The organism is Albidovulum litorale (genome assembly GCF_025751495.1).
GTDB classification, from domain to species: domain Bacteria; phylum Pseudomonadota; class Alphaproteobacteria; order Rhodobacterales; family Rhodobacteraceae; genus Albidovulum; species Albidovulum litorale.
This window is the reverse complement of record NZ_JAOWKZ010000002.1, coordinates 670575-683286: the sequence shown is the minus strand read 5'-3', so window position 1 is coordinate 683286 and position 12712 is coordinate 670575. Positions and strand designations below refer to the sequence as shown.

General features: G+C 63.1%; 19 protein-coding genes. 15 read left to right on the top strand and 4 right to left on the bottom strand.

What is annotated here, in order from left to right; translation table 11 throughout:
• Positions 1–2 precede the first annotated feature (2 nt).
• On the bottom strand, positions 3–674 hold the full coding sequence (locus OEZ71_RS09210) for a flagellar hook capping FlgD N-terminal domain-containing protein (RefSeq protein ID WP_263739653.1): 672 nt from the start codon (positions 672–674) through the stop codon (positions 3–5).
• A gap of 13 nt (positions 675–687) precedes the next feature.
• Positions 688–2232, bottom strand: a complete 1545-nt coding sequence (locus tag OEZ71_RS09205) for a flagellar hook-length control protein FliK (protein WP_263739652.1) — start codon at positions 2230–2232, stop codon at positions 688–690.
• Between the two features lie 295 nt (positions 2233–2527).
• Here OEZ71_RS09205 and OEZ71_RS09200 point away from each other — a divergent pair, with 295 nt between their 5' ends.
• The 6 genes from OEZ71_RS09200 (at position 2528) to OEZ71_RS09175 (ending at position 6254) form a co-directional block, all read left to right on the top strand.
• Entirely contained in the window at positions 2528–2803 is a 276-nt protein-coding gene (locus OEZ71_RS09200) for a rod-binding protein (RefSeq protein ID WP_263739651.1), read from the top strand.
• Positions 2793–3149 (top strand): DUF5106 domain-containing protein, encoded by a 357-nt coding sequence (locus tag OEZ71_RS09195; RefSeq protein WP_263739650.1) that lies wholly within the window; start codon positions 2793–2795, stop codon positions 3147–3149. The genes OEZ71_RS09200 and OEZ71_RS09195 overlap by 11 nt, the downstream gene beginning before the upstream one ends.
• 210 nt (positions 3150–3359) lie before the next feature.
• Positions 3360–4574: a flagellin gene (locus tag OEZ71_RS09190; protein ID WP_263739649.1), complete on the top strand. Its 1215-nt coding sequence runs from the start codon at positions 3360–3362 to the stop codon at positions 4572–4574.
• 101 nt (positions 4575–4675) lie between these two features.
• Positions 4676–5035: a flagellar biosynthesis regulator FlaF gene (gene flaF, locus OEZ71_RS09185; RefSeq protein ID WP_263739648.1), complete on the top strand. Its 360-nt coding sequence runs from the start codon at positions 4676–4678 to the stop codon at positions 5033–5035.
• Positions 5032–5433, top strand: a complete 402-nt coding sequence (gene flbT, locus OEZ71_RS09180) for a flagellar biosynthesis repressor FlbT (RefSeq protein ID WP_263739647.1) — start codon at positions 5032–5034, stop codon at positions 5431–5433. Before flaF ends, flbT begins: the two co-directional genes overlap by 4 nt.
• Entirely contained in the window at positions 5430–6254 is an 825-nt protein-coding gene (locus tag OEZ71_RS09175) for a DUF1217 domain-containing protein (RefSeq protein WP_263739646.1), read from the top strand. The genes flbT and OEZ71_RS09175 overlap by 4 nt, the downstream gene beginning before the upstream one ends.
• A gap of 54 nt (positions 6255–6308) precedes the next feature.
• Here the strand turns inward: OEZ71_RS09175 and OEZ71_RS09170 are convergent, their stop codons facing one another.
• Positions 6309–7637, bottom strand: a complete 1329-nt coding sequence (locus OEZ71_RS09170; protein ID WP_263739645.1) for a FliI/YscN family ATPase — start codon at positions 7635–7637, stop codon at positions 6309–6311.
• Positions 7638–7717: 80 nt separating this feature from the next.
• Here OEZ71_RS09170 and OEZ71_RS09165 point away from each other — a divergent pair, with 80 nt between their 5' ends.
• From OEZ71_RS09165 to OEZ71_RS09125, 9 genes are read left to right on the top strand one after another with little or no spacing between them, the layout of a single operon-like run.
• The gene (locus OEZ71_RS09165) at positions 7718–8107 is read left to right on the top strand and encodes a FlgB family protein (RefSeq protein ID WP_263739644.1); all 390 of its coding nucleotides are present in this window, start codon (positions 7718–7720) and stop codon (positions 8105–8107) included.
• 13 nt (positions 8108–8120) lie between these two features.
• Complete coding sequence (flgC, locus tag OEZ71_RS09160) at positions 8121–8513, top strand: flagellar basal body rod protein FlgC (protein WP_263739643.1); 393 nt, start codon at positions 8121–8123, stop codon at positions 8511–8513.
• A 17-nt stretch (positions 8514–8530) separates the two neighbouring features.
• Positions 8531–8830 (top strand): flagellar hook-basal body complex protein FliE, encoded by a 300-nt coding sequence (gene fliE / locus OEZ71_RS09155; RefSeq protein WP_263739642.1) that lies wholly within the window; start codon positions 8531–8533, stop codon positions 8828–8830.
• Positions 8831–8832: 2 nt separating this feature from the next.
• A complete protein-coding gene (locus OEZ71_RS09150; RefSeq protein WP_263739641.1) occupies positions 8833–9099 on the top strand; it encodes a flagellar biosynthetic protein FliQ in 267 nt (88 codons plus the stop codon).
• A 3-nt stretch (positions 9100–9102) separates the two neighbouring features.
• The gene (locus OEZ71_RS09145) at positions 9103–9822 is read left to right on the top strand and encodes a flagellar hook-basal body complex protein (RefSeq protein ID WP_263739640.1); all 720 of its coding nucleotides are present in this window, start codon (positions 9103–9105) and stop codon (positions 9820–9822) included.
• A gap of 11 nt (positions 9823–9833) precedes the next feature.
• A complete protein-coding gene (flgG, locus tag OEZ71_RS09140) occupies positions 9834–10619 on the top strand; it encodes a flagellar basal-body rod protein FlgG (RefSeq protein ID WP_263739639.1) in 786 nt (261 codons plus the stop codon).
• Complete coding sequence (flgA, locus tag OEZ71_RS09135) at positions 10619–11041, top strand: flagellar basal body P-ring formation chaperone FlgA (protein WP_263739638.1); 423 nt, start codon at positions 10619–10621, stop codon at positions 11039–11041. The genes flgG and flgA overlap by 1 nt, the downstream gene beginning before the upstream one ends.
• Before the next feature lie 13 nt (positions 11042–11054).
• On the top strand, positions 11055–11780 hold the full coding sequence (flgH, locus tag OEZ71_RS09130) for a flagellar basal body L-ring protein FlgH (RefSeq protein WP_263739637.1): 726 nt from the start codon (positions 11055–11057) through the stop codon (positions 11778–11780).
• Positions 11781–11789: 9 nt separating this feature from the next.
• Positions 11790–12296, top strand: a complete 507-nt coding sequence (locus OEZ71_RS09125) for a flagellar basal body-associated FliL family protein (RefSeq protein WP_263739636.1) — start codon at positions 11790–11792, stop codon at positions 12294–12296.
• Positions 12297–12326: 30 nt separating this feature from the next.
• Here OEZ71_RS09125 and OEZ71_RS09120 read toward each other — a convergent pair whose 3' ends face one another.
• Positions 12327–12710 carry a hypothetical protein gene (locus tag OEZ71_RS09120; protein ID WP_263739635.1) on the bottom strand — a complete coding sequence of 128 codons (384 nt, stop codon included), beginning with the start codon at positions 12708–12710 and terminating at the stop codon, positions 12327–12329.
• Positions 12711–12712 lie beyond the last annotated feature (2 nt).

Genomic DNA, 12712 nt, shown 5'->3' with positions numbered 1-12712 from the left:
CCTCACCCCGATGCCGCACGAAGAGCTGCGATGTCTGACGTGGTGATGACCGAACCGCCTTCCAGCACGACCTCGGGGCCGGAAACTCCATTCCGCACCTCGGTTATCTTTCCATATGTTTGAATCGCGGTCGTTCCGATCAATTCGCCGCCACTATAACTCTCAAGGGTAAAGGAATATGCGCCGGATGGCAGCGGCGAACCCGATGCATCCGTTCCCGCCCAATCAACGGGTGCCGAAGACACCGCCGCAGGCGACCGCATCACTTCCCTGCCATTCGCGTCGTTGACGACCAGCACGGCCTGATCCGCAGAGGCATCGGGGACTGGGTAAAGCGTTAGCGGCGCACCGTCGAACATGACCGGCGCATCCACCCGCGCCTCCATCCCGACCCAGGGGGCAAGCTGGGCAATGCCGGAAAGGCCGAGTTTGTCGGAGAGGGTTTCCAACAAAGTATTCGTCTTCACTTGCTGCTCAACGCCCGAAAAGGTCGCGAGTTGCTGCGCGAATTCCGTGCTTTCCATAGGGTTAAGCGGGTCCTGATTCTGGATTTGCGTGGTCAGCATCAGAAGGAAGGTCTGGAAATCGCTGCTGATCATGCTGCCTCGCGCGTCTGCGGATCTGGCGGGGCTTTGACTGTTCTGGGCTGTGCCCGCAGCGGTCACGGTAACCATGGTTTTCTCCCTTCTAGAGTCTCAGATCCAGTCCGCCCTCTGGTAGCGTCGCGGTCAGATGCGGATGCCGGGCGGGTTGATGGAGTGTAATGGTCTCGGATTCGGTTTCGGTGGCGGTATCCTCCGGCAAGTGTTCTGGCGACTGCCCGGCGGACCTGTCGCCGAAGCTGAAGCTGAGGTCGCGGAAGCCGAGGTCGCGGAAGTCCTGAGCCAACTGATCAATATTGCGACGCAAAAGGTCGAGCGTTTCGGGCCGGTCGGCGACCACGTTCATGGTCAGTGCGCCGTCATGGGTGGCAAGCGACATCCGTACCCGACCAAGTTCCTCCGGCGACAGCGTCACCTCCACCGGCCTATCTGGAAACGTGGCGACAGTTTCGGCCAGACGGTGGCCCAACCCCTGCGGCAGTGTCTGCGTCACGGACGCCGTCCGGTGCTCTGCGCGCGGCGTTTGTCCGGTGTCGGGCGATGCGGTGATTGCAGACACATCAGCCAGCGGCGCTGAACCTGTTTCGATTTCCAGAGACGGCACCGGACGGCTGATGGTTTCCGCAACCAAGGCACAGGACGGTCGCGCGCCCTCAAGCGCGGCGGGGCTATCCCGCCGACCCGTTTTGTTCGGCCCTGACGCGAGTTCGGATTCGTCACGGATAGTCTCAGGCGCCTGGACGTTGAAGGGCGCGGCGGCGACCATTCGGTCCGGTTTCGAGAAATGCGGTGCGCTGTCCGCGCTATGCTCAATTGCCTGTTCATCTTTCGAAACGCGGCCCTGTCCAGCTGGCGCCAAAGACGGATCTGGGCGCGCCAGAGGCCTGATATTGCTCGGTGCATCCACCCGCGCGTCGACCGGAGGAGCCTGGCCGATCTGGATCGGGCGCGACTGCAATACTGCATCCGCGGCTATGGATGTTGCTGAACTGGCGGGGAGGGGCATCGTCACGGCCGGTGCGGGTTCCGTCGCCCTTGGCGCGGCCGAAGGCGCGCCCGAAGGGCTGTGCTTGACCGCCGCCGGGCCCATGTCTGCATCCTGAGTTGCGCGCCTGATCATCACCGTCGCATCCGCTCGGGCCAACGCCCGGGAATCTGGTGCGACACCCGTATCAGGTGGACGCTCCTCCGATGCGGCCGTCGCGTTCGGCACCGGGCCATTGCGACCCGGCTTGCGGTCGCCGTCAGCATGCGCAACCGCGCCGGGGCTCAAAGCGAAACTGTCCGTCCGCCTGACGGTTCGTTCATCGCCTCGCCGCGGCAGGGCGGGCACCGGTGGCATAGACAAGCTCCACTGACCGGGCCGAACCGGCTGCCCCAGAGCAGTGCCCTCGGGTACAGTGTGGTCTTGTGGTGTCATCGACGGGGCGGACTTATCACGCGCTTCGGGTAAACTGGATTCGACGACCTGCGCAGGGGCGATTGCGGGCGCGACCGTGACGGTCGGCATTGCCGCGGCCGGTTCAGTCGATGCGCCATCTTCGGTCGCATCGCTCTCCGCCGCGTCCGACCCCTCGCTGGCGGTAAGAAATGTCCTTCCGGCAATGTCGCCCATGGGTGCGTCTGTCATCGAGGTGTGGCCATCGCTGCCCCCTTTTTCAGGAATGCGGACCACAAAAACCGCCAGAAAGGCTGCAAGATTGCCAACCAGCCCTTGGGCGGTGGCATTGCTATCCGCCGTCAGTTGGGCACCAACCGACGGCGCGCCGGGCCGCGACGGTGCGAGAAAGGGAAATAGGTCCATGGGTCTACGACTTCTGCCTGTGTCCCGCCCAGCATCCCCGTTCAGGGTTACCGCTTCTTTACCTCGATCGGGGATCGTTCTGGAAAGTGCCCGCAATTGGAACGATCCGATGACCGAAATCATGACCAAACTCACAACTACCCCCTCGTCGCCCGACGCAAAGGACAAGGCCCTGCGTGCTGCGGCGCAGGAGATGGAGGCGCAGTTTCTGGCTGAAATGCTGAAGTCGGCGGGCCTTGGTGAAGCGCACGATGGTTTCGGCGGCGGCATTGGCGAGGAGCAGTTCGCCTCGTTCCTGCGTCGGGAACAGGCCGGGGAAATGGCCCGGAACGGCGGAATCGGCCTAGCAGAAAGCGTTTTCAATGCGGTGAAACGGAGGGTGGACGATGGGGGCTGACACGGGTTCTCCGATCAAGGCGCTGAATGATCTTCTGATCCGGCAGAAAGCGGCGATTTGCTGTGGCGATATCTCTGCCCTGTCATCGTTGTCTGGGCCGATGGGCGACTATCTGGATCAACTTGCCCGACATCCGGCCGAAGAGAGCGGGGCGGCGATTGAAAAGCTGAAGCGCCGGGCGGAAGAAAACCGGCACCTGCTTGGCGCGGTCATGCTTGGCGTTCAGGCTGGTGCCGGACGGATGAAAGAAATCGCGGGCATTGCCAGTGAACTCAGAACCTATGACAGCCGCGGGCGGCAGTCTTCGGTGTCCTATGTCAAGGGACAGATCGAGCGCCGCGCGTAATTATCTAAAAATTTTTGGAAATATTACGACAATAAGCGGATCACCTTAGCAAACTATTAGAACATGGTCGCCAAGGTCGGCCTTGCATCCGCGAAAGGATGGCGCGGCGGGGAATCCTCCGGACGCCGCATCGGTCAGAACGCCACCGGTGCCGCCAGATGCGGCTTCAGATATCCGGCGCAAAGCGCCGTTTCAGCAAAGGACGCAAACATGTCAAGCATTCTGACCAACTCCAGCTCCATGGTGGCGCTGCAAACGCTCCGCAGCATCAACATGAATCTCTCGAAGACCCAGGACGAGATTTCGACCGGCAAATCCGTGGCCTCGGCCAAGGACAATGCGGCGGTCTGGGCCATTTCAAAGGTGATGGAAGCAGATGTGAAAGGTTTCAAGGGAATCTCGGACAGCCTCGCGCTGGGCGAATCTACTGTCGCTGTTGCCCGTCAGGCGGCCGAAACCGTCACCGACCTGATGACCGAAATCAAAGGCAAGATCGTTGCTGCGCAGGAAGACAATGTTGACCGGGCGAAGATCCAGACCGATATCGTGGCGCTTCGCGATCAGATCAACTCAGTGGTCGGTGCGGCGCAGTTCAACGGCCTGAACCTCGTCAACGGTACGCAAAGCACGGTGGATGTGCTTGCCTCGTTGGACCGGCAGGCGAATGGTACGGTCAATACTTCGTCGATCACGGTCACGGCGCAAGACCTCTCGACTGGCGGCTACGTTGCATCGGATGTCTACTCGGCCTCGACAGCGGGCACTATCTCGGCGGCGGGCGATACCTTCGTGACGACGCTCGATGCCACGACCGGCACCGACGACATTACCATCGCCAATGCCGGCACCTGGACAGCTGGCGATCAGGTTTCGATCTCCATCGGCAACAAGACGGCGAGCTACACTGTCACGGCTAATGACCTCGTCGCGGCCTCTTCGACCGATGACCTCGTCGCGGTTGGGCTGAAAAACGCCATCGACTCACTCGGCATTGCCGGTCTGACGGTTGACTATGACAGCGCCAATGCAGGCGAACTGGTCTTTACCAATACCGGCGTAGTTGACCTTACCGTGTCCGGCCAGTTCAAGAATGCCGGTTCGGGCGGACTTGGCCTTTTGTCGACGGTCGACGTGTCGACCTCCGCCGGTGCGGCGACCGCGCTTGGCAATATCGAAACGCTGATCCAGACAGGTATCGACGCAGCCGCGGAGTTTGGTTCGGCGGGCAAGCGCATTTCGATCCAGAGCGACTTTGTCGGCAAACTGTCCGACGCGCTGAAGGTCGGTATCGGCGCCATGGTGGACGCTGATATGGAAGAGGCCTCGGCCCGACTTCAGGCGCTTCAGGTGCAGCAGCAGTTGGGCATCCAGTCGCTCTCGATCGCCAACCAGGCACCGCAGAACGTCCTGTCTCTGTTCCGCTAACGCCATCGACCGGGGCGGTCTTAAACCGCCCCGGTCTTCCACGGCAAAGCCGCAACTGACGAAAACCGTCATTGGAAGGTATTCAAGTGAACGCTCAACTCATGGCCAAAACGGCCTATTCCGGCACCACCATCTCCACCAGAACCGGACGCGGAACTGAATATGAGGTTTTCGCGCAGGTGACCCATCGGCTCATATCCGCGGCACAGGGTGACGGCGATTTCAATGCGCTCGTGCAGGCGCTGCACGACAACCGAGCGCTCTGGACCGCTCTTGCCGCCGATGTGGCGATCGAGACCAACGAACTGCCCGCCGGCCTTCGCGCCCAGATCTTCTATCTCGCCGAATTCACGACGCACCAGACCCGGCGTATCCTTGCGGGTGAGGCTGGGGCAGACGTCCTGATCGACATCAACACAGCAGTGATGCGCGGGCTCAGAGGTACGGGAGAAGCGACATGACCGGGCTGGTGCTGAAACTCGCACCACGCGAACGCGTATTGATCAACGGCGCGGTAATCGAGAACGGCGACAAGCGGTCGCGGCTGGCGATCATGACACCGAATGCCAACATCCTGCGCCTGCGGGATGCGATCCATCCTGAAGAGGTCAATACACCGGCTCGCCGCGTGTGCTACATCACCCAGCTTGTCCTGTCGGGCGATGCCGATCCCGAAGAGGCGCGTCACCAGATCATGCGCGGGATTGAGCAGTTGAGTCAGGCTCTGACCGATACCGACAGCCGGGCGCAGCTGAATGCGGCGACGGCAGCGGTGGTCGAAAACCAGTTCTATCAGGCGATGAAGGCGCTCAGGGCGCTATTACCGCGCGAGGCGAGGCTGCTCGCCCACCGGTCATGACCTATTCGCCGGTCGTTCCGTTTGGCGGCTATGCGGGCTGGAAGTTTCTGGCCCGCACCCGAGATGCGCAGAAAGAGGCCTTTGTCGCCAGCCGCCAGATCCAGCGCGATGACGCCTATTTCCGCGAAAGGATCGGCTCGATCCGGACGGCGGAGGATCTGGTCGCGGATCGCAGGCTTCTGTCGGTCGCGCTGGGGGCCTTCGGCCTTTCGGACGATATCAACAACAAGTATTTCATCCGCAAGGTGCTGGAGGACGGCACGCTGGACACAAAGGCTCTGGCCAACAAGTTGGCGGACAAGCGCTATCTGGATTTCTCCAAGGCCTTCGGGTTCGGCGATTTCGCAACACCGCGGACGCAGTTGTCGGATTTCGCCGACAAGATCCTGTCGTCGTACAAGACAAGTAGGTTCGAAGAGGCGGTCGGCCAGTCGAACTACCAGATGCGCCTGGCGATGAATGCAGAACGCGAACTGGCGGTGATCGCCGGGCGCAATCAGTCGGTGGACGCCAAGTGGTTCGCGGTGCTCGGCTCCGCCCCCCTGCGCGAGGTGTTCCAGACCGCCCTGGGCCTGCCCTCGGCCTTTGCTGCGATCGACCTTGACCAGCAGCTTGTCGCGCTGAAGGACAAGGCCGAGCAGCTTCTGGGCTCCAGCGACATCTCAGACTTCTCAGACCCGGAAACGGTCGAAGATCTGGTCCGGCTTTTCCTTCTGCGGGCAGAAACGCAGGTCGGGGCCGGTTACTCGTCATCCTCAGCGGCCCTGACGCTGCTGCAATCGGCGGCCAATCGCGGCGGTATGCTGTCCCGGCTTGTATGACTATCCGACCGGATCAGTTGTAAGGCGACGCCTCCTCTTCACACCCGAATCGTGTCACCCGCCCGGTTCACCCGCAATGGCAAGAATTTCCGACAGACGGGCGAAACTTGCGGCGATGCCCTCCGGCGCATCCTCGGCCAGAAACGCATCCAGCGCGGGCCAGACCCGCATCGCCGCATCAATGAGCGTGTCGGAACCTTTCACGTAAAGACCGGCCTGAATCATCATCTCGGCCCGGTCATAGGCGCCAAGCAGCCGCCGCGCCCCCGCGATCAGCGCATTCTCGGCCTCGCTCGCCGCGTGGGGCAGCGAGCGCGAGACGGAGCGCAGAAGGTTGATCGCCGGATAGCGCCCGCGTTCGGCAATCTCGCGTTCCATGACCACATGGCCATCAAGCACGCCGCGCAGGATGTCGGCCACCGGTTCGTCCATGTCGGACCCGGCGACCAGCACCGAAAAGACCGCCGTGATATCGCCCGCCCCGTCCGGGCCGGGCCCGGCGCGTTCGGCAAGCGACATGATCAGATGCGAGGTGGAGGGCGGGAAGCCACGCAGTGAGGGCGGTTCGCCCGCCGCCAGCGCGACCTCGCGATGGGCTTCGGCGAAGCGGGTAACGGAATCGGCGAGGAAGAGCACCTGAAGGCCCTTGTCGCGAAAATACTCGGCCACCGTCATTGCCGCCCAGGCGGCGCGGCGGCGGATCAGCGGCGACTGATCCGAGGTGGCGGCAATGACTACGCTGCGCGCCATGCCCTCGGGGCCCAGCACCCCCTCGACAAATTCACGCAACTCCCGCCCGCGTTCGCCGATCAGCGCGATCACCGTGATATCGGCCGCGACCCCACGCGCGAGTTTGCCCAGAAGCGACGACTTGCCGACGCCGGACCCGGCGAAGAGGCCGATCCGCTGACCGCGCACGAGGGGCAGGAGCGTGTTGAAGACCGCGACCCCGGTTTCCATCCGCGCGCCCAGCCGTCCGCGCGCGGCGGGTGGGGGCGGCGCGGCTTTCAGTGGCCGGTCCGTGCCCCCCCGCATCAGCGGCCGCCCGTCGAGCGGATGGCCGAACGGATCGACAATGCGACCGATCCAGCTGTCGTCCGGGGCCAGCCCGCCCGCGCCCAGATGCTCTACCCGGTCGCCCAGGCGGACGCCATCGGCGGGCCCGTCTGCCAGGACCGTGACCGCGCCTGCGTCAAGCGCCACGACCTCGCCCCCAATCCGCGCGCCGTCGGCCAGCCGCACCCGGTCGCCCAGCCGCCAGTCCTCAGCGACTCCCACGACCTTCAGCACCCCGCGCCCGACCTCGGTCACCCGTCCCAGCCGGTGCGCCGCCGCGCATCCGCCGATTTCAGCGCGCAGCAGGTCCAATCCGATCGCAGCCATTCTGGCCTCCTTTTGTTCTGCAACCGTTTCTAAACGAATCGCAGTTAAGGCTTGATTGAAAGCTCGGAGGAGAAGCCCCGATGTTCGAGAAACCAGAGGTGCTCACGCTCGCCTCGTCGCTCGCCGCCCATGCGGCGGAACGGCAATCGGCCATCGCCCGGAACGTGGCGAATGCTGACACGCCCGGTTACCGGGCGCAGGACCTTCCCGATTTCGCCGAGTCCTACCGGGCGCAGGAGGCAGGCGGAATGCGCCGGACCCGCGCCGGTCATCTGGGCGCGCCCGTCACGCCGCAAAACTACACGGCCGTTGAGCGTCCGCATCAGGGGGCGCTGTCGCCGAACGGCAATTCGGTGTCGCTGGAGACCGAGATGGTCAAGGCCGCCGATGTCAGGCGCGACCATGACATGGCGTTGGCGATCTATGGCAAGTCGCTGGCGATACTGCGCGCCTCGCTCGGGCGCCGTTGAGGGGGAGTGACAGATGAGTGATTTCAGCCAAAGCCTCTCGGTGGCCGCCAGCGGGATGGAAGCGCAGGCAATGCGGCTCCGGCATGTGTCCGAGAATATCGCCAATGCCGATACGCCCGGCTACCACCGCAAGACCACCGCGTTCGAGGCGGTGATGGAGGGCGGTCAGGCCACCGGCGCAGTGCGGCTGGGGGATGTGAAGCTCGACCGGCGGGAGCTGACGCGGATTCTCGATCCCGGTCATCCGATGGCCGATCAGAACGGCTACTATGACGGCTCGAATGTCGATCTGGTGGTCGAAATCGCTGACGCGCGCGAAGCGCAGCGCAGCTACGAGGCGAATCTCAGGATGTTCGATCAGACCCGGCAAATGTCGGCCAGCCTGCTCGACCTCCTGCGCCGTTAGACGAGAGGAGGTCCAGAATGGACGTGAGAACCTCTTTCGCCGCGCAGACCTATGCGCAGGCCCGGCCGGCAACCCAACCCGCGCCGAACGCGACGGGGCCAGCCGGGGCCGGGTCTGCCTTCTCGGCGCTGGCGGATGACTTCGCCAGGACGCTGAAAGCAGGCGAGGAGACCGCAAAGGCGGCAATGACCGGAGGGGCCGACCCGCATGCGCTGGTCGAGGCTTTGGCGGCAAGCGAGCTTGCGGTCGAAACCGCGGTCACGCTGCGCGACAAGGTTGTCGAGGCCTATCAGGAAATCCTCAGGATGCCGGTCTGATCATGGAAGAGGCGGTATTTTTCGACACAATGCGGCAGGGCTTGTGGATTGCGGTCGTGATCTCGGCGCCGCTTCTGACGGTCGCCCTGATCATGGGGGTCGTGATCGGCCTTTTTCAAGCGCTGACCTCGGTGCAGGAAATGACGCTGACCTTCGTCCCGAAGGTGGGTGCGATGATCGCTGTCTTCTGGGTCTCCATGACCTTCATGTCGGGCATGCTGGTCACGTTCTTCACCGACCGCATCGTGCCGCTGATCGCGGGGTATTAGGGCATGGATAACGCAACCTACACCACGCTGAACCGGCAGGCAGGCCTGATGGCCGAAATGCGGGCGGTCGCGAACAACATCGCCAACCTCTCCACCACAGGATTCCGTAAAGAAGGCGTGATCTTCGCCGAACATGTTGCCGATCTGGAAGGGGCGGAACCGTCGCTGTCGATGGCCTCGGCCGAGGGGCGCATCGTCAACCTCGCGCAGGGCGCAATGGTGCAGACCGGCGGCAGCTTCGACCTTGCCATCGAGGGTGAGGGGTTCTTTCAGATCCAGACGCCCGAGGGCAACCGGTTGACCCGTGCGGGCGCCTTCACGCCCTCGCCCGAGGGGGAGTTAATGACGCCGGATGGCCACCGGCTTCTGGACCTCGGCGGCGCGCCTGTGTTCGTGCCGACCGATGCCGGCGCGGTTTCCATCGCGACCGATGGCACGATCTCGGCAGGTGGCGATCCGATCGGGCAGGTCGGTCTTTTCATACCGGCTGACCCCAACGGCCTTGTCCACACAGGCGGCACCCGTTTTGCCGCCGAAGCGGGGATAGAGCCTTTCGAGGGCGGCACCATGTTTCAGGGGTTTCTGGAGAATTCGAACGTCAACCCGGTGGCCGAGATTGCCCGCATGATCGAGGTGCAGCGCGCCTATGAGATGGGGCAGGGCTTTCTCGATGCCGAGGATCAGCGGATCCGCTCCGTCATCCAGACCCTTGGCCGGACCTGAAGGAGAGACAGATGCGCGCCTTACAGATTGCCGCCACCGGAATGAGTTCCCAGCAGATGCGGGTTGATGTCATCTCCAACAACCTCGCGAACATGTCGACAACCGGCTACAACGCCCGCCGCGCGGAGTTTGCCGATCTTCACTATCAGCAACTCACGCGACCCGGCACGCTCAATGCGAGCGATGGCACAATCGTTCCGACCGGCGTGCAGGTCGGTTTGGGCGTCCGGCCCGCAGCCGTCACGGTCAACGTCGCGCAGGGGTCTCTGTCGGCCTCGGGTGGTGATCTGGATGTCGCTATTGAGGGGCTGGGTTATCTGGAAGTGACGCTTCCGTCCGGCCTCTCGGCCTATACCCGCGACGGGGCATTGAAACGGACGGGTGAGGGGCTGATCGTAACGTCCGACGGATATCAGGTGGCACCGGGGATCACGATCCCCTCGGATACGAGATCGCTGTCGATCAATGCGTCGGGAGAGGTCTATGCCTATTTTTCAGACCGGGTGCAGCCCGAGCTTCTGGGGCAGCTCACTCTGGCCGGTTTCGTCAATGAAAAGGGGCTGGAGGCGATCGGGTCGAACCTGTTCCTGGAGACCTCCGCCTCCGGCCCCGCTGCCATTGCCGCGCCGGGCGAAGATGGGCTCGGCACACTTCGGCAAGGCTTTCTGGAGGACAGTTCCGTCGATGCGGTGCGTGAGATCACCGACCTGATCGAGGCGCAGCGGGGATATGAGCTGAACGCCAAGGTCATCACCGCCGCCGACCAGATGCTCGGCGCGACAACGCAGGTGCGGTGATGCGGCTTGCGGTTGCCCTGTTCGTTATCTGGGCGTTTCCTGTCGCGGCAGAGACACTCCTTGCGGCCCGGACTCTGCGCGCCCAGACCATCCTCACGCCCGACGATCTGACCGTCGCCACCGGCACGGTTCCGGGCACCGCCACTGATCTGGCAGAGGTGATCGGTCTTGAAACCCGGGTCGCGATTTATCAAGGCCGCCCGATCCGGCCCGCCGATCTTGGGCCGCCCGCGATTGTGGAGCGTAACCAGATTGTGGTGCTCAGCTACGTTGCTGGGCCGCTCACCATCATCGCCGAGGCCCGCGCGCTTGGGCGCGGCGGGCCGGGTGACAGCATTCGCGTCATGAACACCGCCTCCCGTACCACCGTTTCGGGCATCGTCGCCGCAGATGGGTCGGTCCGGGTCATGGGCGACCGGTAACGGGGAGAAAGAAATGAGATTGGGGATCCTCCTGATGGCCGTGCTCGTGTTGGCAGGGTGTTCGCGGTTGGAAAACGTCGGCAAGGCGCCGGCCTTCACACCGGTCGAGAATGGCAACGAATATTACGCCATGACAACGACCGGCCTGCCGGTCGGCATGGGTTCGCGGCACGTGACCAATGGGGCATCGCTTTGGTCCGGATCGCGGGGCTCGCTTCTCGGCGACCGCCGCGCCGGGCAACGCGGTGACATCCTGACTGTCGTCATCGAGATCGACGACAAGGCGGAGATTTCGAATTCGACGGGCCGGTCACGTTCTTCCTCCGATGCGATGGGCATCCCCCATCTTCTGGGCATCCCTCAACGGATCGATTCGCAACTGCCTGGCGGAGCCAGTATGGCAAACGCTGTCGGGACGAATTCGTCGTCGAACTATCAGGGCGACGGTTCGGTTGCGCGAAAGGAAAAGCTCACCCTGCGGGTTGCGGCCACGATCGTCGAGACGCTTCCAAATGGTGTTCTGCGCATTCTTGGATCGCAGGAGGTTCGGGTGAATTTCGAGGTCCGCGAACTGATCGTTCAGGGTTTCGTCCGACCAGAGGACATCTCGCGTCAGAATGAGATTACCTACGACAAGATCGCGGGAGCGCGCATTTCCTATGGCGGGCGCGGCCAAATCACGGATGTTCAACAGCCCAGATACGGCCAGCAGGTCGCCGATATCATCCTGCCGTTCTGAGAGGTAGCGATGCGCAAGCTCACTCCGGTCATTCTTGCCCTGCTTGGCCTTGGGCTCGGCGGTGGCGCGGGATTCCTCCTGCGTCCGGCGCCCGAAGAGATGGTGGAGATTAACCCCTGCGGTGACGCCGGCACACATGATGCCGAGATGGATGAAAGCCATGCGGCGGAGACAGCCGACGATGAACCGCCGCTGTATGATTATGTCAAACTGAACAACCAGTTCGTCGTGCCTGTCGTCGAGGACGGCAATGTCGCGGCGCTGGTGATCCTGTCGATCAGCCTGGAAGTCGCTGTTGGCAATTCAGAGGCGGTCTTTCTGCGGGAGCCAAAACTCCGCGATGTCTTTCTTCAGGTCCTGTTTGATCATGCCAATGCGGGCGGGTTCGAAGGCGCGTTCACACAGTCGAACAAGATGGATGTTCTGCGCAGCGGCCTTTTGGAGGTTGCGCGAAAGACGATGGGCGCGGTCGTGTCCGATGTGCTGATTGTCGACATCGTGCGACAGGACGGCTGACGCTGGCTCTTTGCGCGAGTCAGGGAACGGTCATACCCCGTCCCGGTGCCGTCTGACCCGTGCTGCGGTGTTCCTGCGAACAAGCTCTTCGTGTAACTGACGCAATGCCTCGCAGCTGCCGAACGACTGGGCTGCGGCCTCTCGCCGGGCATGCCAGATCTCTGCGGCATGCGACATAGCTGTGTCGAGCCTTGCCCGCTCATGCGTAACGTACCTGGCGAACGCAGCCCCGGTAGCTGGCGTTACAGCGTCGCGGGCGGAAATGGCAGCGTCCCTCGCCGCCTGCGCGACAGCATCCAGATTGCTCAGCCGGGTCTCGATTGCGGCTCGCTCCTCCCCTGCACGGCTGAGCGCTATCAGATCCGCCTCCTTCTTCGCGGCGGCAAGGCGGACCAGCACTGAAAGCCGTTTCACAT

Excerpts from the sequence above, each read along its gene's own strand:
- OEZ71_RS09210 (WP_263739653.1), bottom strand. The coding sequence starts at position 674 with ATGGTTACCGTGACCGCTGCGGGCACAGCCCAGAACAGTCAAAGCCCC.
- OEZ71_RS09205 (WP_263739652.1), bottom strand. The coding sequence starts at position 2,232 with ATGACAGACGCACCCATGGGCGACATTGCCGGAAGGACATTTCTTACC.
- OEZ71_RS09200 (WP_263739651.1), top strand. The coding sequence starts at position 2,528 with ATGACCAAACTCACAACTACCCCCTCGTCGCCCGACGCAAAGGACAAG.
- OEZ71_RS09195 (WP_263739650.1), top strand. The coding sequence starts at position 2,793 with ATGGGGGCTGACACGGGTTCTCCGATCAAGGCGCTGAATGATCTTCTG.
- OEZ71_RS09190 (WP_263739649.1), top strand. The coding sequence starts at position 3,360 with ATGTCAAGCATTCTGACCAACTCCAGCTCCATGGTGGCGCTGCAAACG.
- flaF (WP_263739648.1), top strand. The coding sequence starts at position 4,676 with ATGGCCAAAACGGCCTATTCCGGCACCACCATCTCCACCAGAACCGGA.
- flbT (WP_263739647.1), top strand. The coding sequence starts at position 5,032 with ATGACCGGGCTGGTGCTGAAACTCGCACCACGCGAACGCGTATTGATC.
- OEZ71_RS09175 (WP_263739646.1), top strand. The coding sequence starts at position 5,430 with ATGACCTATTCGCCGGTCGTTCCGTTTGGCGGCTATGCGGGCTGGAAG.
- OEZ71_RS09170 (WP_263739645.1), bottom strand. The coding sequence starts at position 7,637 with ATGGCTGCGATCGGATTGGACCTGCTGCGCGCTGAAATCGGCGGATGC.
- OEZ71_RS09165 (WP_263739644.1), top strand. The coding sequence starts at position 7,718 with ATGTTCGAGAAACCAGAGGTGCTCACGCTCGCCTCGTCGCTCGCCGCC.
- flgC (WP_263739643.1), top strand. The coding sequence starts at position 8,121 with ATGAGTGATTTCAGCCAAAGCCTCTCGGTGGCCGCCAGCGGGATGGAA.
- fliE (WP_263739642.1), top strand. The coding sequence starts at position 8,531 with ATGGACGTGAGAACCTCTTTCGCCGCGCAGACCTATGCGCAGGCCCGG.
- OEZ71_RS09150 (WP_263739641.1), top strand. The coding sequence starts at position 8,833 with ATGGAAGAGGCGGTATTTTTCGACACAATGCGGCAGGGCTTGTGGATT.
- OEZ71_RS09145 (WP_263739640.1), top strand. The coding sequence starts at position 9,103 with ATGGATAACGCAACCTACACCACGCTGAACCGGCAGGCAGGCCTGATG.
- flgG (WP_263739639.1), top strand. The coding sequence starts at position 9,834 with ATGCGCGCCTTACAGATTGCCGCCACCGGAATGAGTTCCCAGCAGATG.
- flgA (WP_263739638.1), top strand. The coding sequence starts at position 10,619 with ATGCGGCTTGCGGTTGCCCTGTTCGTTATCTGGGCGTTTCCTGTCGCG.
- flgH (WP_263739637.1), top strand. The coding sequence starts at position 11,055 with ATGAGATTGGGGATCCTCCTGATGGCCGTGCTCGTGTTGGCAGGGTGT.
- OEZ71_RS09125 (WP_263739636.1), top strand. The coding sequence starts at position 11,790 with ATGCGCAAGCTCACTCCGGTCATTCTTGCCCTGCTTGGCCTTGGGCTC.